The sequence below is a fragment of the Photorhabdus caribbeanensis genome (assembly GCF_018448885.1).
Classification (GTDB): Bacteria; Pseudomonadota; Gammaproteobacteria; order Enterobacterales; family Enterobacteriaceae; genus Photorhabdus; species Photorhabdus caribbeanensis.
Map to the genome: position 1 here is coordinate 96,002 of NZ_RCWB01000004.1, position 24,925 is coordinate 120,926.

The window sequence follows — 24,925 nt, forward strand, 5'->3', positions numbered from 1 at the left end:
AATGCCATTATGTAACCTCCTGTAAATAGACATATTGTATAAATCGTGTCACCTGACGAATAAAACTCTCAGGTTCTTGAGTAATATAAAAATGGTCGCCTACAATCAGGTTTTCTCTCTGTGCGGGAGTGAATGAGACTATCAAGTCAGAACGTGATTGAGCCAATGGCGCAATACTGGCGGCAGCCTTTTCCGCCATACGGCTGTCACGTCCAGGGTAAATTACTAATGTGTATTCAGGCTTGCCGTGAGTCGTCAGACACGGGCGAATCATCGGGTGTATAGGGAGTGCCCACGTCATCAACATTCTTCCTTAGTTAACATCAACTTTGCTGGCTCAATCCAAACAGCGGGCGGTACATCCTGAATAATAGGTTCTCCCATGATGCGCAAAATTTGTTGCCATAAACTAGCTAACCGCAGTTGGTAATCATAAGCAAAAGCAGACGGGCAGGAGGCGCCATTCAATACAGAACTCAAAGTATTGAGTAGCAATGCCACACCTTTAGCGCCATCACATTCAAATGCCGTCATCCAGTTTTTGGTTGCCGGGCAAAGAATTTGTGATGTTGCCCGGTGTAAATAGTTACCATCCGGCTGACTGGCGTTTAAGTAGAGGCTTTGTTCGCTATTCAGATGGTCAGGGGCATGAAGGACAGGTGTCCAAATGACCGGCCCGTAACTGGCTTCCTGCGTAAGATAACCGACAGGCCAAATCAGCGTCATTTTATGCATCACCAGATTGTGCATATCGGGATCTCTCGGGTCTAGATAGGATTGCACGTTCAACGTTACTGTTGTTCCTGCAAAGCTAAGTTCAAAGCAATGAAATGCACGACTTCGCTGGCCAACATAGACTATTTCCGTCTGTTCCGGGCAGTGACATGCCTGTAACAACAGATCGAGCGCAGAAAATAGCAATTGGCGACTGGTTGTCAGATAACCACTTACCGGACGTTGCTGCGATAATTGACTAATTTTTCGCGCCGCGTGTAACCAACTTCTTCCAGCATGGCATTGGCTATAAAAGCTATTTACCCAAAACACCGCATTATGTTTGTTGGCGGTTAATTGATGTCTGTTAATGGCTTCGACGTCAAGGGGGTGTTCCTGAATGACAGAAATTCCACGAGCCAAGAGTGCCTGAGTGAGCTGATCGCCTTTGCCGCCAATAACCTCTGCCCGTATTACCACACAGGCAATATCGATATTGTCTGGTAGTTCATCCAATGAGCGAAACAGAGGCACATTGAAATCACGAGCAAGTTGCTGCGAACGAGCGCTGCCTTGTGCCAAAATGCCAGCCAGTTCCAGACCAGACTGAGGTTGTAGGAACGCATTAAGATATAATTCGCCAAATTTCGAACCGACAATCAGAACCCGCCGTGGCTTTATCATATGTTCTCCTTAACAAGATTAGTGGTTGATACTGAATTCAAGATATCTTTCATACAGGTAATCAGTGAGCCAACATGTTCATGTTGGAACAAGGTGTAATGATCGCCCGCAAGTTGTGTCACATGGACTGGCCCAAAAGCCTGCCAGCCAAGATCGATTGAGGCGATGGTGGTTGGGTCGAGATAATCCATAAAATCAGGTAATGCCTGTGCTGCCCGAATAAGCCAGAAAGGCTGTGAAGTCTGCGGAGGGCGGTAGTCAAGCAACGCATTCAAGTTATAACGCCACACGTCATAAAGTGTAGTCAGCGAGCTATCAATCTGTGCAGATTGTGGCAAGGCATCATGCATTGCATTAAGGAAAGTCTTAGTATCGGCAGCGATAACATGATTATCCAGAGTCAGACCTGGAAATTGCCCCTGCAAATCGAGCAGGAAATGACGATGACAAAATGTTTCATTCAATGTTAAATCGGTGCGCACATTTGGTGCAAAGCTGTCAATCAGGATGCATTGCGAAACACGTTCACCCATCGTTCGTAATTGATGAGCCATTTCATAAGCTACCAATCCACCAAAAGACCATCCGGCCAAAGCATAAGGCCCTTGCGGCTGGAAGGCCCGGATTTGACTGATATAGTCAGCCGCCAACACCGCCACGGAAGGGGTATCTGTATTTAAATTATCTGGCGAAAACGCCAGCCCAATCATGCGTTGGTCGCCGAAATTGGCCGCTAAATGGCGATATCCCAACAGATGCCCGCCAATAGGGTGTACGATAAACAGAGTAGGTTGCTCAATACTCCCTTTGTTCAAGATCACCCCTTGGCAAGGGCTTTCTGGCTGATGCTCAATAAATTCCGCTAAAGCGTGTACGGTATCGTAAGCCTGTAGCAGGCTGAGTGGGTATTGACGGTTAAACGTCTGATTAATTTTCACCATTAATCGTACCGCTGCCAGAGAATCGCCGCCTAGCGTAAAGAAACTCTCATGCACGTTGATAGCTTGTTGTGCCAATACCGATTGCCAAAGGTCCAACACAGCTTGTTCTGTCACACTGAGAGCAACTGATGTTGGATTGATATCCTGTGTCGTTTCCTCAACCAAAGCTACCAATGCGCTCCTGTCAATTTTGCCGTTGTCCGATACCGGGATCGCATTAAGAATGATAAAGCGCTGTGGACACATCCAAGCAGGTAAGGTCTGCTGCAACCAATGAGGCAACACGGGTAAAAGTTCTGTAGATAGCGGTGCGTCATCAGATAAACGTACACCCGCGACGAGTTGCAATGCGCCTGTTGATGTAGTACATGCAAACGCTAATGCCTGTTGTATATCTGGATGCTCACATAAGCGATGTTCGATCTCGCCTAACTCAATCCGGTAGCCACGAACTTTAATCTGGTGATCATTGCGCCCTAAGAATTCAATATTACCGTCTGGTCGCCAGCGCCCTAAATCACCGGTGCGGTACAACCGTTCACCCGTTTGAGGATGAGTAATAAAGGCTTGGGCGGTTTTTTCCAAATCAGCCCAGTAACCTAGCGCTAACCCTTGTCCACCAATATAGAGTTCCCCCGTTACCCAAACCGGGCAGGGTGAAAGCGTTGCATTGAGCACATAGAAGGTCTGATTAGCCAGTGGTTTTCCATATGGAATGCTGCGCCAGTTTGGATCAACCTGAGCAATAGGATAGGCAATAGACCAAATTGATGCTTCGGTTGCGCCACCCAAACTGAGAAGATTCAGCGCAGGATGGATCGCAAATAATCTTTCCGGCAAATTGGTTGGTATCCAATCACCACTCATCAATACCCAACGTAAGCTATCCAGCGAATGTGGATAATCTTTAGCATATTCCTCAAGTAGTTGTACAAATGCCGGAACAGAGTTCCAAACTGTAACGGATTCTTGCTGTAACCACGCCAGTAATTTGTCGGGTTGTCGGCTGTCACCGGGAGAAGGAATTACCAGTTTTGCGCCACAACTTAAAGTACCGAACAGATCATAAACTGAAAGGTCGAATGTTAATTCTGAGATTGCCAGTACGGTATCTAGTTCATTGAGGGTAATACGCTGGTTAATATCAAGAATGGTATTAACTGCTCCCTGATGATCTATCATCACGCCTTTCGGTTTGCCAGTAGAGCCTGATGTGAAGATCACATAAGCCAAATCCTCAGGACAAACAGACAAGCGCTGTTCAGCGGTATTTTTCGGCGAGCGATTAAGTAATAGTTCGTCCAGCGAGATAACCTGTATACCATCAGGCCAACTTATTTGTTGAGCAAACTTAGGTTGAGTTAATACCGTATCAACTTGCCCTGATGCCAATAGCTGATGGATGCGCTGTTGCGGGTAGCTGGCATCAATAGGCAGATAAGCCCGTCCTGCCAATAAAACCGCTATAACCGCGACAATCTGTTCCCAACCTTTTTCCATCACCACGCCAATCAGAGACGAATGTTGATTTTCTTGCGCTTGTAGATGAACAGCCAGCGTCAGGCTTTGCGACCACAAAGTGTGGTAATCGATTTGACGATAAGTATCAACTACCGCTGTACGTTGTGGGTAACGGTTTACCGCTTGTTCAATTAACGAACAAAGCGTATGCGGCGGAAAAACTTCCTTTGTCGCATTACTGTTTTGGCACAAAATCCGATCATTTGCCGGGAGCCACTCTGGCAGTGGAGCGCTCCATTGGTAATCGGGTTCAAGCAGGGCGGCGACGCTCGCCTGATAATGAGCAAACATGTTTTCTGCAACTTGTGGCTGGAACAGTTGCGGCAAAATTACCCATTGAATGGTAACACCACTATCTGAATTGGAAATCAGTATACAGTCGAGATAAACATGCGGTGTTTGCGCACCAAAAAGATTCAGCGTTCCCAACCCTGATGGCCTTTGACCTGGCATATTGGTTGTATCGCTGAATACGATCGGCATGCCGGCGTTCAGATTGTGATGGCGCTGATTTTTCTCTCTGAGCACCAGTTGACCATCAAATAGAGCATGTTGCAGATCTGCTAACCACTGTTTCTGTATCTGACTTACCGCATCACTGAATCCGGTGATATGGCGTAAATCCACCTCCAACAATGATGTAGTGGACAAATTTCCGACCAACGTATCGCAATATTGCAGCATTAGCAGTCGGTTGCTATGCAGAACATTAATGGTAAAGTGCTCGCTGTTGCTCCATGCCGCCAGAACATGGGTGAATAACGTCAGCATAACTTGTGATGGCGATGCTCGGTATTCTGCTGCACGTTGTTGCAAACGCTGCCATTGTTGCGGGCTGATATATCCCTCTAAACATTTTTGATTAAGCGCTTGTGATTGATGATCTTTTAATGGCAACAACGGAGCATCAGGCAGATAAGGTAAACGATTAAGCCAATATTGCCGGCTTTGTTGCCAGGCTTTCCCTGTTTTCTCATTCTCCAGTGCTTGAATATAATCACTAATAGTCACAACCAGTGGTTCTGGCTGCCAGTTGGGTTCCAGATATCCGCGTTGCAAATCGCCTAGAATTAACATCAGACCTTTGCCATCAGTAGCTACCAGGTCGATAGTCAAATGCAATAAATGTGTCCGGTCATCAGTATGATACAGCGTCAAATCAAACAGCGGCCAGTTATCGCTAGGAATACCTTTAATGCGCAGGGTATCACGGGCATCAGCGAGTTTTGTCTCGCGTTGAGTAGGCATCATGTGACGGCAGTCGATTACCGTCGGGGTATAGCAGGGAACTTCTGGCAGAATATGATATTGCCCATCTTTCACATAGCCACGTAACTGCTCATGATGGTTGATCACTCGGTTCCAGGCAGTAGTGAAACGAGGTAGATCAAGATCGTTGATAGCCAGTTCAGCATAGAAATGAGCGATACCGTTACCAAACTGAAACAGTTGGCTTTCACCTAACCAATAGGCATATTGCAATGCAGTTAATGGCAGCGTCTGCTCCGATGTTGGTTTAGTCTCAAGTGGAACAGCCTGTGTAGCGGGTGTGGTTTCAACTGTTTCAATTGTCCGCAAAGTACGGCAAAATTCACTTAACTTCGGATGTTCAAAAAGCTGTTGCAGATTTGCCTGTTCGTAACCCTGACGACGCAATTGCACCACCATCCGGGTAGCAATTAAGCTGTCACCGCCACTCTGGAAAAAGTCACTGTGACGCTGTATTGGCTGAGAAAGCAGTGAACACCAGAGCGCGATTACCTGTTGTTCAATCTCATGGAGTTGCTCATCCGCTGTTTCCGACTGCGCTGTTTCCGTAGTTGATGACTGTGCCATGTGTTCTTTAGCGGTAACTATCAGCGGCAATTGTTCTTGCTGTTGAATATGCAAGAAATCATAACGTGCATGACCAGAAGGGGGAATATGAAGATCATAATGCTCTATGTAGTCAGGCTGACGGCAAATTTGTACTAACAGCGCGTTATAAGCGGCAAACAGTGCTTCAATAACTCCCGGCGCCAATACATCATCCATGCAGTACCAGTTAAACAATAAATCACCATCCACTTCCATGACCTGATGATCCAGCCAGACTTGTGGGGTTTGACTCAGAACAAAAACCGGGTCCCCCAGTAACTGAGTGATGGATTGTTTGATGGCGACGCCTTCTTGCGCCATTCCCAACATGCTGGTGAAAACTACCGGCGTCAGTGGTTGTCTGCTATGAGCTTCACCATTTTGTTGGCGGCCAAGTTCTCGCAACACTTCAACACCATTGACATAGTTATGGCTCAGTCGTTGCCATAGCAAAGCTTGTGTTTTCTCCATACTGGCACGCAGGGAGGTTGTTTTGCGTAAGTCAAAATCCATCAACATAACTGAGGTAAAATCACCAATCAGATCTTGAACTTCTGGATGGAAAGGTTGCCGGTTAAAGAATGTCAAGTTAAGAGTAAACAGCGGATGGCGACTGTACCATTCCAGTGTATGAGCAAACAGCGTCAGCAGACCGGCAGAAGGAGTCACGCCCCATTGTTGCCAGCATTGTTTAAGCATTTGCCAATCAGATTGTGCTAATCGACCTTCATAAGTGGTGAATTGCGGCTGACTACGCTGAGGCAATTGTGGATTCAGCGGCAATCTTGGCGCCGGAGGCAGCGAAGGTAATTGTTCCTGCCAGTAGGCCCATGATGCACGCCACTCTTTACTTGCCCGTTGAGCTTGTTCCGCCATTACATAATCACGGAAAGTAAACACTTGTGGCATCAGTGGTTGCTGGTGATAAGCGCGTTGCAAATCGTCCATCATGATTCGGAAACTCTGTACGTCAAACTGCAACAGATCCAGATTCATGTGTAAGCGACAGCGGGCATTCGGCAACAGAGAAACAGAAACTTCAAACAGCGGCCACTGTTCTGCTGGCGGGACCTGGTAAGAAAGCGTATGACGACGCTGAACCAGCGCCTGTTGGCAAGCTGTTTCATCCAACATACGCAAATCATCTTGTGATAAAGCATACCAAGGCGTTTCAGGCAGAATTCTTTGTTGTCCGTCCTCATCCACTACCATGCGCAACATGCCATGACGCTGAATTAAAGCATTCCATGCCTTCTCAAAACGCGGAATATCAAAACGATCCATATCAAAACTACCCAGCGTCATATCCCACTCAAATAAGACGTGACATGCGACACCGCCAAAATCAATGGCCTGAGTACGACCAATCCAGTAAGCATGCTGAATAGGTGTTAGCGGGAATGGAGCATAACGTTGGGCGCGGTCAATAATGATCTCAGGCTGAGAACAGGTTACTGGTTGTTCAGATAACGCGTCGCCAATAAGCCGATTAAGCCCTGCCAAAGTTATATTCTGATAAGCCAATTCGGCAGTTAGCCTGACACCAAACTGCTGGTGGATCACTGCATTTAGCTCCAGGAACAATAGGGAATCCAAACCGAATTGCAGTAAATCCTGTTGCGATTCCAAACGTTCAGGCTGTTCTAACCGCAGCAATGCCGCGACACGTTGACGCAACCAATTAAGCCGCTCTTCACTATCTTGATACAACGTGTTATCGACAGAGTGTGAATGAGCAGGGGTTGCCACTGGGTGGCTATGGTCAGTATCAGGCTGTAAACGCCGAGAAATATCGGGATGATGTTCACCCAACCGCATTGCCAGATAGCAGGGGGATGTGGTGCGCAGAGATTGATTAAAATGCCAGATACCTTCATTGACACTGAACGGCAACATGCCATCTTGCGCCAATTTTTCCACTAATCGTTGATCGCGAGCCATGCCAACGCCACCCCAAACACCCCAAACCAGTGCTTTGACCATCAACGGATTCGGTGCTGTCAGCGCCAAAGATTCCAGGTAAGCATTGGCAACGGCATAAGCGCTTTGTCCTTGAGCGCCTAGCATTGATGCAGCGGAAGCGTGAAGCAGTAGATAATGTGCATTATGTTGTTTAAGAGCCGCTTGTAATACCGATGCACTCAGGGCTTTTACTGATAACACCTGTGACAGACGTCGAGATTCAATTTCTGCCAGCCGGGTATGATCAGCGATACCCGCCGCATGAATCGCCCCGGCGATACCATCCTCTTGAGCCAGCGTCTGCACTGCATTTAACAAGGCTGGCGTATCAGTAACATCAACTTTAATCCAGCGTATCTCACATTCAGCATTCAGTGATAACGCTTGAACAAAAGCATCCCAATCCGCATGCTGACGGCGGGCAAATACCGCAATTTTACGTGCGCCTTGGGCCAACAACCAACGGATGGAAATCTGACCAATTCCTCCCATTCCCCCAGTCACGATATGCCAACCCTGATGGGAAATCGACATCGATTGTTGGGAAAGCAGTAAGGATTGACGTTGTAAAACCGGTACCGAGACTTGATTGCCGCGTACTCTCAGCCAACGGTTACGTTCACTCAAATATCCAAGCGCTAATGACAAAGCATCAGCATCGTTGATATCAGCAATATCAATCGCTTGAATACGACGATAGGGATATTCTTCAACCGCAACACGTAACAATGCCCACACAGCATATTGAGCTGGATTGATATTTTCTGGTGATAAGGTGGTTTCCGGTTGAGCGCAACAAGTGACAACGGTTAATGATGTTGCTTCATCACGTTTTAATTCGGTAATAACTTGATTGCATAATTCAAGTACATCACTGCCGGTAAGCAGTAATAAGATGTTTTCGCTTTCTGGCTGTAAACCAATACCCGCTCGACGCCAATGATTAACCATCTCATCATTCGCAGTTGAAGAGCGGAGAGTGTATGCCGTTGAAGATCTTGGGTTATCTATGATGTTTATTGTACTCCAGTGTAGGGCATAGTGGGTGTCAGGGCACGGTTGTGGCGCCGGAAGCCATGAGTTGGTCGCAGTGGGTGTTGACACAAACTGACGCGGCAAATCACAACGATCGCTTAACAGGGCGAATAGACGCTCACCGGCATAAATCAAGGCCGGAAAAGCAGTGAGTAAATGTGACTCTAATAATCTGCGTTTGCCATATGGCAAGGGACGATCAGGACGATACATTTTACTTGCCATCGGCCCAGAAACTTCCCGGTAATAACCTTGCTGGACGCAATAGGTTAATAATTGTTCCAACAAAGGACGCCAACAAGGTTGTAGTCGGCCAGCCCGAATAGTGTCGATGGCACCGAAACCTTGTTCAGCATCACGCCCATGACATTGGTATACCAATGCATCGGTATACAACACACGTAGTGTCGCAGCATCGGGGTTTTGCTCAATGGCAGGATCGAGAAGAGCATTTACATCAAGTCCAGCATTGATATGGGTTGTGGTCTGCACTGATTTGGCAACAGGGAAGCGGTAATGCTGTTCATCAAATGGATAGAGCGGAGCGTGGCATTTTTCCCCAGTGGGTGAGAAAAGATGCGGCCAGTCAAGATGCACACCAGCACAGTAAAGTTGCATAAGCGCCGTTTGTTGAGCTGTCTCTGGAGAGCTTTGACGCTGTACGCCAGCAATCCAGCTTTCCTGTGGCAGACTGACACGCCGCCCGATGCCGGTTAATTGTGCATCAGCGCCCATCTCCATAAATAATGCCACCCCTTGCCGACGGGCAAATTCAACAGCCGGATAATAGCGTACAGTCTGACGCATATGGTTACGCCAGTAGTCCGGTGAAGCCAATTGTTCAGCCGTTGCAATATTGGCTGTCAGGGTAGAAATCAGCGGAATTTCCCCCAATGCAGGTTGCAATTGGCTACAACGTAGAGAAAATGCCGCCAATACGCCATCAAGCATGGCTGAATGTGCGGCGCAGGCAACATTCAGGCGCTGGCAACGAATCTGCTGTTGCTCCAGACGTTGTGCCAAAGCAGCAATTTCCGTCTCTGTACCGGCCCAAACCCAGTGTTGTGGGCCATTGCAAGCCGCCAAATCTAATGCCAGAGAATGAACAAACGGAAATACATCTTCTTCATTGGCAAAAACCGCCAGCATTGTCCCTCCTTGGGAGCAGCTTTGCATCAGTTTGCCTCGTATCGCGACTAACGGCATCACCTGTTCAGGTGTAAAAATCCCGGCAACCACGGCAGCGGCAAATTCGCCAACCGAGTGCCCCAGAACATAATCAGGCTTCAATCCAAGGGCTAGCCAATGCGCCGCTAGTGCAATCTGATGCGCCACAATTGCCGGTTGTGCGTATTCGGTGGCGGCTAATGCGGCATCATGCTCTCCGAACATGACTGCTTTTAATGGCAGTGCCAACTCTGATGCACAGGCTGCACAGCAACGATCCAACATAGCGGAAAAAACAGCAGAGAATGCATACATTGCTTTTCCCATTCCAGACCATTGACAACCTTGTCCACTAAATTGCCAAAGTTGTTTACTTTCACTATTGACTTGTCCACTGAAAATATTTCGTGTTGGATTTTTATTGGCAAAAGCGGATAAATTTTCAGCGCTTTGTGACGTTAGCGTCAAGGCTAAACGCCAGGGTAATGAAAGATCACGCCCCTGTAATGCGGTCCAGGCCAAATCTGTATGATGCTCTGATGCATCACTGAGTGCAGCCGCATAACGTTGTGCCAATTGACGTAATGAAGATTCAGAAGCCGCAGAGAGCAATAAAGGCGAGGTTTGCGCATGATGGATACGGTGACAACGTAACTCTTCCGGCAATGATTGCACGATAACATGACAGTTGGTGCCGCCAATACCGAATGAAGAGACGCCAGCAGTTCGTAATGCTTGTGTCCAGCGCCGTCCTTGCGTTGCCAACCTGAATGGACTTTGTTCCAACCGTAACGCCGGGTTGGGTTGCTGAACATTGATCGTCGGTGGAATATAACCATGCCAAACAGACAGAACCGCTTTAATCAAGCTGGCAATGCCGGCGGCTGTATCAAGATGGCCCATATTGCTTTTCACAGAGCCAAGATAACAAGGCGGCGCCGCCACACTACGGTCAGAAAATATACTGCGTAGCGCGTCAACTTCTATCGGATCGCCAAGAGGCGTTCCTGTACCATGTGCTTCAATCATGCCAACATCATCAATACTGACATCGGCCAGTTGGAGTGCTTCGATAATAACGTTGCGCTGACCGTTGACCGAAGGGGCGGTAAAGCCAACTTTCTCATTGCCATCATTATTAATTGCACTGCCACGTAACACAGCCATGATGGGATCGCCATCGCGCAGAGCATCATTCAAGCGTTTTAGCGTGACAACACCAACGCCATTGCCGCCATAAGTGCCATTTGCCTGACTATCAAAAGGGCGGCAACGTCCATCAGGGGAGAAGATCATTCCCGGCTGATACAAGTAACCGCTTTCTTGCGGGAAAGAAACCGCCACACCACCGGCCAATGCCATGTCACACTCACCGGCACGCAGGTTTTCACAAGCCATATGCACAGCAACCAGTGAACTTGAACACGCTGTTTGTACCGTCAGCGCCGGGCCTTTTAGGTTTAATTTATACGCGGTACGTGTTGCAAGATAATCTTTATCGTTGCTGATTAATGCTTGAAGCCCTTTAACTTTGCCAACATCGGTCATGGAAAATTGTGACCATGAAGGCCAAGTACTAACCCGGCTGCTACCAAAAACACCGGTTTTCAGGGGAACATGACGTGGCGCATAACCGGCATGTTCAAGAGCATGCCAGGCGGTCTGGAGAAAAAGACGCTGTTGAGGGTCCAGCATCTCCGCTTCCTGACGTGAATAACCAAATAGCGAGGCGTCAAACTGTTCCGCCTTCTCTAATATGGCTGCCCGATTGACAAAATTTTCACTCTCAATAACTTCAGGAGGAATACCTGCATCTAATAATGTTTGACGGGAAAGTGGAACAGTACACTCAACGCCGTGTTGCAGGTTATGCCAGAAAGCATCGCTATCTGGCGCCCGAGGAAAGCGGCAGGCAAGGCCAATCACTGCGATAGGATCGCAATTATCGTAGTGAGGCGTTAAATCGGTCATTATGCAGCTCCTTTGTGACGTTTTTCCCGTTGTTGCCGACGCTTTTGTTGTTGACGCTGACGAGGAGTAATCGACTGGCGATTTCCGTCGTGAAAATCCTTCCGGCAGCGCAAACTGAGTGCCTCTGGTGTTGGATAAGCAAATAAATCAGTCACGGCAAGATGATGAAAACCCGCATGTTGTAACTTGCTATGCAATTGAATGAGTTGTAGTGAGCTAGCTCCTGCCTCAAAAAAGTTTTGTTGTGCGTTAATAGAATGATCTGTTACGGATAAGAACAGACGTTGAATTTCGCTGCATATTTGTGGGTCATATCCCTCTGAACGCAATGATGGCGCAATAGCAACAGCAGTATTTTCAACCATCACGGATTGCTGACGCGGCATCAATTGCTCCAGTGCTGCGTGCCAACTTTCTGGTTGTGTCGCAAGGGTACGTAATAGCGTCGTGTAGCTATTGAACATGTTTTGTAATTGACGAGGTTCAAACAATTCTTCGACAGCATCCCAATTTAGGCAAAGTTCATTATCAGATTCATAAACTTGATGATCCAACCAGATTTGTGGCGTTTGCGAAATACCCCAAACGGGTTTCATCCACGAGGAATGTGAAAGGAATTGCCCTTGGCGTGTCCCCAACGCACTGGTGAAAACAACCGGCATAATGGCAATATCAGGGCCGCGGCTCTGTGCCAATTCACGCATCACTCTGATTGCTGAAATGTGACGGTGATCCAGATTCTGCCATAGCTGTTGTTGCAATCTACGGGCGCTTGATAACCAATTTTTCTCCGGATGCCAGGCTAATAATGACAGAGAAGTGAAATCACCCAGAATGTCATTAATATCTTCATGCCAGTGCGGACGATCAAAAAGGGTAAGGTTGAGCGTTAGCTCCGGTTTAGTACTGAATGCAGAAAGAACCGCTGCATAAGCCGCAATTAATAGCGCGGAAGGCGTTATCTGATAGGGAGCCGCATGTTGTTTTAACTGACTCCATTCATATGCAGATAACCGATCGCTATAGCGCACAAAACGTGGCGATTGAACACTTTCCGGGGCAATACGCAGTGGCAATTGTGGCGCCAGTGGTAATGTTTTCACTTGCTCCTGCCAATATTGCAGCGAACTCTGATGTGCTGGCGCCTGTTGCTGGCGTAGTACACAATCCCTGAATGTCACTTTTAATGGCGGCAATTCATGTTGTTCGTCAAGATAAAGCTGTTCTAACTCGGCCAGCAATATCTGCATGCTCAACCCGTCTAATAGCAGATTATCCAGACTGACAAATAGCCGGGAGACAATCCCATCGTCTTGCGCAAGCTGGAAATCGAACACCGGCCAGCTACTGGCATCTAATACCTGATGTGAAAGCTGTTCACGTAACGTATCTGCCTGCGTAATATTGGCGAATTGATGTTGTTTGGCGGAAAATAGCGGGACATTTTCTAATACCTTCTGCTGGCCATTGACAACCACGGTTCTCAGCATTGGATGACGCTGGATCAGGCGATTTAACACCCGATTTAAACGTTGAACATCTAACCGCTCTATCTGGTATTCAATAAAGAAATGCGCCCCAACGCCACTTAAAGTGAACCCCGGATGGCGTCCGACCAAGTAAGCCTGTTGAACTTCCGTGAGTGGGAAAGGGTGGTATTCGTTTTGCTCTTTCGACAAAGCACACGCTGGTGATGAAATTTTAGCCAAAGGAACCAATGTCGCCGCAAAGGCAGCCAATTGTGGGTTACGGAAAAGATAACCCAGTTCACCTTTGAAACCTTGTTGTGTCAGTTCACCAACCAAACGTGTAGCCAGAAGACTGTCTCCACCAAGTTGGAAAAAGTCACTGTCACGGCTCAGTTGCTCGGTATTGAGCAAGCGTTGCCAAATGCCAGCAACAATTTGTTCCACCGCACTCAACAAAGTCATTTCATTCTGGCGTGGCGCTGTCTCCGTTTTTGTCGCGGACTGTAGTTCTTGCAACAATGCATTACGATCAATTTTGCCGTTAGGCGTCAGTGGCAGGCGAGGAATGATGTGTAAACGCTGTGGAATCATATATCCCGGCAGATGTTGTGCCAGCACAGCCTTAATTTTTTCCCGATCAGGAATAGTTACACCGTCACTTGCCTGCATCAATAACACACTAAAGTTACCGATAGTAATTGGCATTTCAGCCTGTAGTGGTAATAGTTGTAGTAATAGCGATAACCACTGTGACGCAGAGCGTAATTGAATACCTTGAGGTGAAAGCAATTCAGTCGTAATCAGGGAGAGAGACGATGCCTGTCGCAACTCCATTGCCAATATCAACGCGCCAGGTTGAGCAAGCGGCACCAATTCCTTGACACAACGTACGGGATCTTTTTCCCGGTGTAATACGTTATTCAACAGAATAATATCAGCCTGATGTTGCAGCGATTCAGGAAGTTGTTCAGGCCAATTCTGTTCAGACCAATATTGTACCGATGCATGAGCATAACCGCTCAACCGTGTCTGCGCCTGATTAACCAGTGCTTGAGAACGTTCAAAACCGAGATAACAGAGGTGCTGATCAGTAATATGCTCTGCCAGCCACTGCGCACAGAGACCGCTACGAGCATCAAACTCCATCAAAGTCACAGGGCGTTGTAATCGCTGAGAGAGGATAGTAATTACCTGTTGTAATCCTGCCAACCATTGCCGGGTTTCTGGCAACACAAACAATTGTTGTTCCGGCGCGAATTGCGGATCGTCAAGTAATGCGATTGCCGTCTGTTGACCAGTAAGAACATCCCGTAGCACAGTATGCCAACGCTCTGGGATGCATATCGCCTCACTATTGGATGTAGCAGATAACCATCCGGCCTGATATACATGCTGTGTAGACTCAACCAATACTTTGCATTGGCAAAGGTATGCCAACATACGGCCAAACCAGTCATGGTATTCCGGTTGGGGCTGATAGCGCTGCAAGCAATCCGCCAGTGATTGTGGTGAAGTAAAGGTAATACCGTGACGAGAAAGATGTTCCAGCAGGAATATTGCAACTTGAGGTTCACTGCTATCTACGGTTATTACATGCATTGCGGGGAACAGCTCGCGATAGCCAACGGGTAACTGTGGCGCACGATTTACCCGTTGGCATAAAGCATCGCCTTCCAACTCAAGGAACGCCACCAGAGACTTCTCTTTTTCACCACTGGCTAATGCAACCCCTTTACTAATTCCAGTTAGTTGATTAAGGGCTGCATCAATTTCCCCCAACTCAATTCGATAACCACCAATTTTTACCTGGCTATCACGACGTCCCAGAAATTCAAGCCAGCCTTCAGGATGGTAACAACCCAGATCACCGGTGCGGTACCAGCGCTCCCCTTGATCGACAACAAATTGCGCAGAAGTGCGTTCTTCATCATTAAAGTAGCCTAATGCAACACCTGCGCCGCCAATCCAAAGCTCACCGACAACCCAATCAGGGCAATCACGGCCATCTTCGCCTACCACACGATAACGCTGGTTAGCCAAGGGATAACCATACGGAATAGAGCGCCACTGTGCTGCAACTTCTCTGACGATATATTCGTTTGACCAAATAGCCGCTTCTGTCGCACCGCCCATTGCACTCAAAACACCATCAGGATTGAATGCATGATAACGTTCAGGCAGCGACAACCCGATCCAATCCCCAGATAACATCACGGTACGAAGCGCTTTCGGCGTATCCACCTCTATCCCTTCGCAATAGGTCAGCAACATATCGAACAGTGCAGGCACACTATTCCACAACGTCACATTATGACGGGCGATCAACATTTCCCAGGTTGATGGGTCACGACGCTGTGTTTCATTGATTAATACCAGCGCGCCTCCCGCAGTGAGGATACCGAAAATGTCATAAACGGAGAGGTCGAAATGTAGGGCAGAGAGCGCCAACAGCCGGTCACTGCTTTGAACCTGATGACGGCGGTTAATATCCAAACAGGTATTCAGTGCGCTTTGGTGGCTAATAACCACCCCTTTGGGAATACCGGTTGAACCAGAGGTATAGATGATATAAGCCGGATCAGTAACCGCACGCTTAACCCTATTTGTCAAAGGCAGACATTGCTCATCCTGATGCCAAGAAACACAGTGCACATCTTGTAACCAGCCATCAGGTTGTTGTTCAGGATCAATAATAACGACACAAATTCCAGCACTTTCACAGATAGCGCGACGCCGGTTTACCGGCTGATCAACGGGAACTGGGACATAAATACCACCAGCATAAAGTATCGCCAATGCTGCGACGATTTGTCCGACGCCTTTTTCCATGCTGATGGCAACCCGATCCCCCGGTATAACCGACATTTTTTGCAACACGGCCGCCAGCCGACGGGCTGCCAAACTTAACTCACCATAACTAATTTCTTTATTATTAGTGACTAAAGCAACAATATTTGGTGTACGTTCTGCCTGTAAAAACACCCCTTCATGCAGCAGAGTACTTGGCAGAGGTTCAGTTGAGTCATTGATTTGATGCCGCAGTTGGTATTGCGATTCAGGCATCAGATCAGGTAGTTCTTCACGCCACTGCGTGGCGTTTTCCGTCAAATTTTCAATGAGACCCTGATAGGCGGTAAATAAGGTATCCATTAACCCATCGGGAAAGAGTTCGTCGTTACTATCCCACTGAATGTTCAGCGTGTTCTCGTGTTCAAATGCAACGAAATCCAGCCATACCTGCGGAGTTTGTGATATTCCCCAACCCGGTTTCCCCAGAACATCACGGGTATTTTCACCATATAAAGGTCGGCTTAGATTGCTGGTAAACACAATTGGCGCGCCATATGGATGACTGCCGCGTTTTTTAAGTTCACGTAAAACTTCTACCCCAGACCAATGGCGGTGTTCATAAGCTTCAGCAAATGTTGCCTGAGCGTCTTGAGCCAGTTGGCAGAATGGCAAATTATCAGCGGGAATATCTAATAGCAGAATATTAGTAAAATCAGCCAGCAAGCTATTAACTGCGGGGTGCAACGGTGCTCTATCGAACAACGTTAGGTTAAACAACAGACGAGGGGCATGATTCCAACGACACAATAAACCGGCAAATGCGGTCGCTAATGCCATCGTTGGCGTAACACCATTTTGTTGAGCAAGTTGTTTAAAACGTTGCCAATGTTCAGGGGCCAAGCGGAAACATCTGCGCTGAATGCGGACGTTTTTTATTAGCGAAGGTTCTTTAGCCAGTGGAAGTTGCGGAGCAGGGGGAAGGGTATCTAACCGATTAAGCCAAAATATTTCTGCTTCTTGTCGAGCCTGCTTAAATTGAGCCTGATATTGCGTCAAATAGCGGCAAAAATCGTAGTCAGAAGGAATAACAGGCAGGTTGCATTTGACAATTAATGCCGCCAGTTCGGTAAAGAACAAGCTAAAACTAGCGGCATCCATGATCAGCAAATCAATATTAGCGTGTAACCGGTGCTGATTCTCACCAAACAGACTTAGCTGAATATCGAACGTTTCCCCTTGTTCAACCCGTAATACCCGATGGCTTAGCTGTTCGCGGATATTATTCAGCGCTTGTTGCTGTTTGTCCGCTGTCAAACTGCGCAGGTTATGGACCGTTAATTTTTTCCAATAAGCGTCGGTCATGCCTTGCTGGCGACCATCTGGTAAAAACCGTACTCGTAACATCGGATGTCGCTGAATCAACCGATGAATTGCCGCTTCCAGTTGTTCAGGTTCCAGCCCGCTACCGTCAAATTCTTGATATAAATGGCAACCTACTCCCCCCAACGTCTGTTCTGGCGAACGCCCAACAAAATAAGCATGTTGTACCGCGGTCAACGGGAACGGACGAGTATCTGCAATCAATGGCTGCGCATCATCAGGCTTAGAAGTTGTATGAGTGACAGGTGCATGACGTTGTAAAAGCTGGCTCCAGGCATGCAGTGTGGGGTTTTGATACAGTTCACGCAGGGTGACGCGATATCCGTGACGCCTCAACTGGTTTAACAATGCCATCATTTGCATTGAGTCCAACCCTCTGCGAATTAAATCGTCGTTATCATCCACCAGTATATTTTTCTGATTAAGAAAGCCAGATATGATCTGACGCAATGAGTCTGGAGAGACAAGATCCGTGTGCATGAAGATATCCTATTAAATAATGACGGTTACGAAACGGTGGGTTACACCTTAATTTTGCGTATTTGGGTATAGATGCCAGTGCTCTTCTGAGCCAAGGTGGTTTTCCCAAAGAGATTGGTAAAGTGAACAGCGCCCTAACAATTCGTCGTGAGTGCCGCTATCACAAAGGGTTCCATGATCCATCACCAATATTTGGTCAGCGCGGGTTATAGTGCTCAGCCGATGAGCGATAACAAAGACTGTTTTATTCTGGGTAAGAGAATCAAACGCCTGTTGTATTAATTGTTCGTTTTCGGAATCGAGAGAAGCCGTCGCTTCATCGAGGAATAAAACCGGAGATTGTTTCAAGATGGCACGGGCAATGGCAAGACGCTGACGCTCGCCGCCAGATAGCGTACCGCCATCCACGCCTAGCAGAGTATCGTACCCTTGTGGTAATGCTAAAATCGTATCGTGAATATTGGCAAGGCGAGCAGCTTGCTCCAGTTCTAACTGGGTTGCATTGGGATTACCCAACCGGAGATTGTTAGCGACGGTATCCTGAAATAGCGCGGTTTCCTGAAATACCATAGTAACGGTGTCATACAGCGCCTGGGTTTGGTAATGATGGATATCATTTCCACCCAAGCGGATTTCCCCCTTATCCAGTTGATAGAAAGAGAGCAATAGATAAGCCAGTGTGGATTTTCCACTGCCACTGGGTCCGACAATGGCGGTCATACTGCCTTGCGGCGCATAAAACGACACATCTTGGATAGCGGGTTGATTCGTACCTGGATAGCTAAACGAAATGTTATTAACTTCGACATCATATTTGTCTGGCGCGGCTAGTGGCCCAGAAGCTTGCGTTGCAATGGTTTCTATCTCTGCAATATGGGCTTCACCTACTTGCGTTAAGGCTGTGATATTGAGCAGGGGGATGATCCCACGCAGGGGGGTAATCGAGGCAAACAACAACAGAATCGTGATAAGCATTTCCGAAAGTGTTAATGCTTCCGATGAATTAAAGCTCAGAGCGCCAGCCAGAATGCCAACAACCACGCTAGTATCAATAATGATATAAAACAAGCTCAATAGTGGAATACTTCTGAATACCCCACGGCGGAACGCGACACGTAATTGGTCGATTTCGCGGTCAAAGCGCTGTTCTATCGTCGTGGTCGCTGCCGCAGCGCGAATAAAAGACATGCCTTGGGCGTACTCAACGATAGCTTCTGATACATCAGCCATCATAACTGCGCGTAAGCGCAATATTTCATTCAGTTTTTTACGGATAGCCGCCAAGATGAGCATCCCAACCATCAGCACCAATAATGCACTGCCGGCAACCACCCAATCAAACCAGAATAAAGCCAGGTAGATAAGGGTCAGCATCATAACCTGACAGGCGATTTGCGGTGTGGTATAGGCTGACTGATTTTCCTGCCATTGCACATCTTCAGATAACGTTAACGCTATCTTTCCGGCACTCAATCCGCGAATCGTGGCGACAGACATACTGACAAGGCGTTGCAGTAGAGTGCGACGAATTTCTATGCCCAATCCATAAGCGGCAATGGTGAGCTTACGTAATGCCCGAGCCATAAAAGTGAATCGCAGCAACAGTAAAACAACCAGTAATCCCAAAGTGATAAGCGGCAGCATTGCGTTGTCACTTTCCCCCAGATGGGTAATAGCCCAGGCAGCAATAGCAAGTTGGGCCATAATCGCAACAGTATCAAATTGTTTATATAACAATCCATTGAACCAAACTCTTTGCAGTTTAGGTGATAGATGTTGCTGAAGACGATTAAATAGCCTCATGATAATTTGCTCCTGTCCCGGTTTTTTCTCCCCGCCAAGCTGCCCACTGTCTGGCATATGCACCTTGCTGCGCGACCAGTTCCTCATGGGTGCCTTGTTCGATAATCTGTCCTTTATCTAAAACCAGTATTCGATCAAGATGACGGATAGTCGGTAGACGATGAGCAATGACAATCACTGTCTTATTGCGGCATAAGGCATTGAGCGCCTGTTGCATCTCTTTTTCACATTCTGGATCGGCATAGGCTGTAGCTTCATCCAATACAAGAATTGGTGCGTTTTTCAGAATAGCGGCAGCAACGGCAATACGCTGTTTTTCGCCTACTGATAAACTCACACCGCCGTTCAGTACGGTGTCGTAGCCCTGTGGCAATTGTTGAATAAATTGATCTGCTTGTGCTGCGATAGCGGCCGCTTCAACTTCTGCCTGTGAAGCGTTAGGACAGGCTAATCGTATGTTATTAGCCACTGTATCGTTGAACAGGAACACACGTTGGAAAACAAAAGAGACGTTATTGCGTAGCGTCGGTTCATCCATATGACGGATATCAACACCGCCGATAGTCACCTGACCGTGTTGAGGGTCCCAAAGACGTGCGATAAGACTCGCTACCGTAGATTTACCCGAACCACTAGCACCGACTAAGGCTAATGAACTTCCCGCCGGTATAGAAAATGAAATGTCATTTAATGCATTTTCCTGCTCATCCTGGTAGGAGAAACTGACATTATGCAAAGCAACGCTGTGATCCGCCGGTGTTTGGCTCTGAGTACAAGGCGCCAGTTCAGGTTGATTCATTAACCAACGATAACGTGTGATTAACGCTTCTTGCTGTTGCAAACGTGTCATCACAGCGAACATGGATGAGGCAATATTGCCAAATGCCATTGCCGCCAGAATAAAGAAAGTGAATTCGAATAACGTGATCTCTTGTCGGTTTAATAACCAGACCGCCAAAGGGAGGACAAACAACAGGTTAGCACTGGATAGCACGAAAAATCGGCTGGATTTAACCTGCACTTTCTCAACCCAGACATCAATAATCCGTGTCAGGGCGGTGAAAGCTTCCTCAGCGCGTTGCAATGCAACTTTGCCGCCTGAATAGGTTTTAACCACCGGAATCGCATTAATAACTTCACCCATTGTTGAAGCAATACGGTTCTGGGCGGCATAAAAACGCTGAGTTGTCGTTTGCACCTTCATCTGGATATAGACGAATAACAGGCAAGCGCCCAAAGTTGGCGCGAATGCCGCCAAAGCTAACCGCCAATCAATGGCCAGCATGACGCTCAATGCGATCAGTGGTCCAAACAGGGTAGCAGACATCTCTGGAATGATATGGGCAATACCATCTTCAAGTTGCTCGACGTCATCCAGCATCATCTTTTTTATTTCAGTGCTGTCGGTTAGCATGAAAAAGCCCAAAGGCACAGACTTCAACTTACGGCTGATATTGCGACGAACGTCAGCCTGTACATCAGCGGCAATCAAATGAGCAAAAAACGTTGAACCACTAAAGGCCAACATAGCGGCAAACGTGAATCCCAATAACATAACGCCATAATGCAATAGGGTGTCATATTGTCCATCATAGATAGATTGGGTGATAAGCCCGGCAACCGCCGCCGGTAACATTTGCAAACCGGCGGAAAGAATGGCAAGTGCAATAGCAACATAGCTCAGTGTGCGGTATGGGCGCATCATATACCATAACTCTTTAATAACGCCGACATCAGCCGCACGCTGCTCCGGTGAGTTCTGAACAGAAGAATCATGGCTATGCATGCACATTCTCCCGTTGGAAATCATGGAATTTATGCAATGTCCAGAACAGGGCAATGAAAGTGAAAATGAGTGCAAGCATGAAAAGGGCGGCGTAGCCTGCTTTAGTCACTATCAATCCCCCCAACATGGAACAGATAATTGCAATGCCCATATCGGTAGATTGCATCAACGCAAAATCCACACCAGACTGAGCGCCTGCCGCAAGCGACATCATCTGGGTATACAGCGCAACAAATTTAGCGGCGGTGATTAACGTGATGAAGACATATGCGGCTGAAAGCAGGGATAACGGCGCTTCTGGTTGCTTGGCAAGCCAGAAAATGCAGGCTAACACGATAGATTCAAGCAGCATGACAGCCAGTAGTGTCTGGACCGCACCGAATTTACGTACAATGATACCACCAAGCATAACACCAGATAATCCGGCTAATGCGCCACCACTGGCGGCAATGATACCGAGTTGAGTTAAATCCACCCCGCGATCGATCAAAAATGGCGAAAGCATACCGAGTGAAAGGCGTGTACCAATCATACACAACAATATCAAAACCAGTGCTTGTCTAACCGATGACCGACGGAGGGCATTCTTAAGTGAAGGGGCGACTGGGGCCTTTAAAACCGTTGGCGCTTTTTCTACCTGTGTTTCCCGTAAAAATAGGACAGGCAATGACATCAATAGAATCACTATAGCTAACACCCCGGCGCCAATATGCCAACCATACAGTGAAACAAGGTACAGAAACAGGCCGCTGCCTATGATAGAGCCTAAATAACCGCCGCCAACTTGCATAACATTACACCAAGGGCGGTGCTTTGGCGGTAATCGGTCAATAGCGTGACCATCGGTGGTGGTATCCACCACCGTCAAACAAATTGTGATCAGAAACAGACCGATAATAATCAGCGGCATATGTTCGGCAGGTCTTGCCAATGACATTGAACAAAAAAGCAATGTAATTAGCAGATTACCGCAGATCATGATACGACGGGGGTTTGCATCCCCCGAACCAGATTTACGATAGCGCTCGATAATAGGCGCCCAAAGGAATTTGAATGCCCAAGGCAACATCAACAGGTAGAGCAAGCCGATTTTATCCGGGGTTACACCGTGGCTGCGTAAAAATGCCGGCATACTTTGTAACGTCAACATGCCGATCGTGCTTTGGAGGGTGTAAACACCCGCCAAAGTTAGCAGTAATAACGATATATGACGAGGATGGGAGATATTATGCGTCATAGTGCAACGCTCACATCTAACCCAACATTCAAACCTTTATTGATCATACTGAGCGTATTTGGTCCCACAATGAAACTGGAGACACGATACTTTTTATCGCCCAGATTTTCGCCATAGAGTTTTACGTTAACCCCATGCGCCATTTCTAAACTGAATGACGCGTCATAAAGGGTGTATCCACCCTGTTCAAGGGTATTCGCTTCATTAAAGTAACTTTTTGAATAGTAACGGGCGCCGGCATTTAAATAGAGATTACCGGGTAACAACGTTTGATCAATCAAATAGTCAAAACTTGCATTGAGCATGACATCTGGCGCATAAGGCAGACGTTTATTGTCATAACTTATGCCATTCTCTGTATCGGTCGCATCAACGAAGTTTGATTTACCGGCACTTCCGCCAAGAGAAAATTTGAGCCCTTTCATTGGCTTAATCTGGCTACTCAACTCAATGCCTCTGCTCTCTGCTTTACCCACATTGCGTATAAACTGTGCGCCGACCGGACCAACATAAATTTGTTTATCTTTCGAACGAATGTAGTAAACAGCGCTGTCTAATGTCACCGCGTTATCAAAGAACGCGGTATGCCAGCCTAGCTCATAATTATCTGAGGTTTCAGTATCGTAGGGTTTTCTGTCATTGGCGGAGGAGACAATGTTATTGAATCCACCAGGTTTGTACCCTTTGGTGGCGGAAATATAGAAACGGGTATCTGGCGTCAATTGCCAACCCAATGCAACTTTAGGTGTGAACTCATTGCTGGAAACCTGGTTATCAAAAGCTTCGATCGCTACCATGCCAGAACGGCCCGCATAATTTATCTGCGATTTTTCATGGGACAAACGTCCGCCTAAAGTCAAATCCCACTGAGAAGCAAACGGCAACTTCACTTCACCAAACAGTGCCAGCGATTTACCTTTTATTGTGTTAGCAGCATCGCCATAGTAACCGGGATAACCACTGGTATGGTGTTTATTCTTTTCATCTGAAAACCAGCCGCCGAGAACGCTGGTAATCCCATTTGAGAAATTAGAATTCAAACGCAGCTCTTGCGTGGCAGCGTGGTGTTTCTCTTTCCATTTACCTCCAATGAAATCACGGTAAATATCGCGATCCTGATAAGAAGTCACACTGGTTAATACACTGTTGCCGAAATCATATTCAGCCTTGAATGCATAACTGTTAACCCGCCGAGTTAAATCAGGGATAGGACCATCGTATTCTTTCCGGCGAAATTGTTCGTCGTTTAAATAGAGTTCCTCATGGGAATCGAGATCTTCATGAGCAAAGCTAAATTCAGCACTGAACGAAGAATCCTCTGGCGCAAATGTCAATTGCCCTCGACCAAGCCAGGTTTTGCTGGAATCAATATTTTTATTACCGCTATTAGGTACATCAATTTGCCCAGGCTCTTTTACCCAACGCAAGCTGGTACTTCCATAAAGGATATCTTCAATAAGCGGTATTGATCCGCTGAAAGAGCCGCCTTGTTTCAGTTTAGAGTAATTGCCGGAAAGATTTAGCCACGGGCCTTCTTGCGGCGAACGGGTGACGATATTGATAACGCCCGCCTGTGCATTTCCGCCATATAAAGTCCCTTGCGGACCACGTAATAATTCTACACGTTCCACGTTGATTAATTCTTGTGTTAGGAATTGGTGATCTTGAGGAACGCCATCGACATAAATTCGAACAGAAGGAGAATAGAAATCCGGCGAACTAATACCTCGAATGGTTGTTGCTGAATAGGTTCGATTTCCCCGTGAGCGGATCTGTAAACCAGGGAAAGCACGTTCAAGATCTTGTACTTGAGTGATACCGGCCTGCACAAGCTCTTCGCCCATTTTAACCAGAACGCTGCCATCCACTTTATTTAACGCTTCTTCTCGTTTATTGGCCGTTACAATCAAAGAATCTTCTGTCGCGCCAGACGAATGTTCTGCCCATACTACAGGAGAAATTAAACAACATAAGACAGACGCCTTAGCGTATTTTTTTTTCATATAAATAACTCGTTATGCACCGTTTAAATCATGTTTTACGAAAATTAAGTGTGGTAACATCAAAAACATAACGGAATACTATCGATAGTACTCCATCAGGGCTAACGGGATAGGGACAAAAGTAG

At 47.1% G+C, this 24,925-nt stretch carries 8 protein-coding genes; all 8 read right to left on the reverse strand.

Translation table 11 applies throughout. The features are described from left to right. Window positions 1-7: 7 nt before the first annotated feature. Genes EAE90_RS04605 through EAE90_RS04640 form a run of 8 tightly spaced genes read right to left on the reverse strand, consistent with a single transcriptional unit; the run spans window position 8 to window position 24,800 of the window. Window positions 8-301, reverse strand: a complete 294-nt coding sequence (locus tag EAE90_RS04605; protein WP_246550353.1) for a hypothetical protein — start codon at window positions 299-301, stop codon at window positions 8-10. Next, window positions 301-1,398 carry a Gfo/Idh/MocA family oxidoreductase gene (locus EAE90_RS04610; protein ID WP_214052483.1) on the reverse strand — a complete coding sequence of 366 codons (1,098 nt, stop codon included), beginning with the start codon at window positions 1,396-1,398 and terminating at the stop codon, window positions 301-303. Before EAE90_RS04610 ends, EAE90_RS04605 begins: the two co-directional genes overlap by 1 nt. After that, window positions 1,395-11,852, reverse strand: a complete 10,458-nt coding sequence (locus tag EAE90_RS04615; protein WP_214052484.1) for a non-ribosomal peptide synthetase/type I polyketide synthase — start codon at window positions 11,850-11,852, stop codon at window positions 1,395-1,397. The genes EAE90_RS04610 and EAE90_RS04615 overlap by 4 nt, the downstream gene beginning before the upstream one ends. Further along, window positions 11,852-17,971, reverse strand: a complete 6,120-nt coding sequence (locus tag EAE90_RS04620) for a non-ribosomal peptide synthetase (RefSeq protein ID WP_214052485.1) — start codon at window positions 17,969-17,971, stop codon at window positions 11,852-11,854. Before EAE90_RS04620 ends, EAE90_RS04615 begins: the two co-directional genes overlap by 1 nt. A gap of 48 nt (window positions 17,972-18,019) precedes the next feature. Next, the gene (locus EAE90_RS04625; RefSeq protein WP_214052486.1) at window positions 18,020-19,774 is read right to left on the reverse strand and encodes an ABC transporter ATP-binding protein; all 1,755 of its coding nucleotides are present in this window, start codon (window positions 19,772-19,774) and stop codon (window positions 18,020-18,022) included. Further along, window positions 19,761-21,560 carry an ABC transporter ATP-binding protein gene (locus tag EAE90_RS04630; protein ID WP_246550355.1) on the reverse strand — a complete coding sequence of 600 codons (1,800 nt, stop codon included), beginning with the start codon at window positions 21,558-21,560 and terminating at the stop codon, window positions 19,761-19,763. The genes EAE90_RS04625 and EAE90_RS04630 overlap by 14 nt, the downstream gene beginning before the upstream one ends. Continuing rightward, window positions 21,553-22,797, reverse strand: coding sequence for an MFS transporter (locus tag EAE90_RS04635; protein WP_214052487.1), 1,245 nt, complete (start codon window positions 22,795-22,797; stop codon window positions 21,553-21,555). The genes EAE90_RS04630 and EAE90_RS04635 overlap by 8 nt, the downstream gene beginning before the upstream one ends. Then, window positions 22,794-24,800 (reverse strand): TonB-dependent receptor, encoded by a 2,007-nt coding sequence (locus EAE90_RS04640; RefSeq protein WP_214052488.1) that lies wholly within the window; start codon window positions 24,798-24,800, stop codon window positions 22,794-22,796. Before EAE90_RS04640 ends, EAE90_RS04635 begins: the two co-directional genes overlap by 4 nt. Window positions 24,801-24,925: the final 125 nt, after the last annotated feature.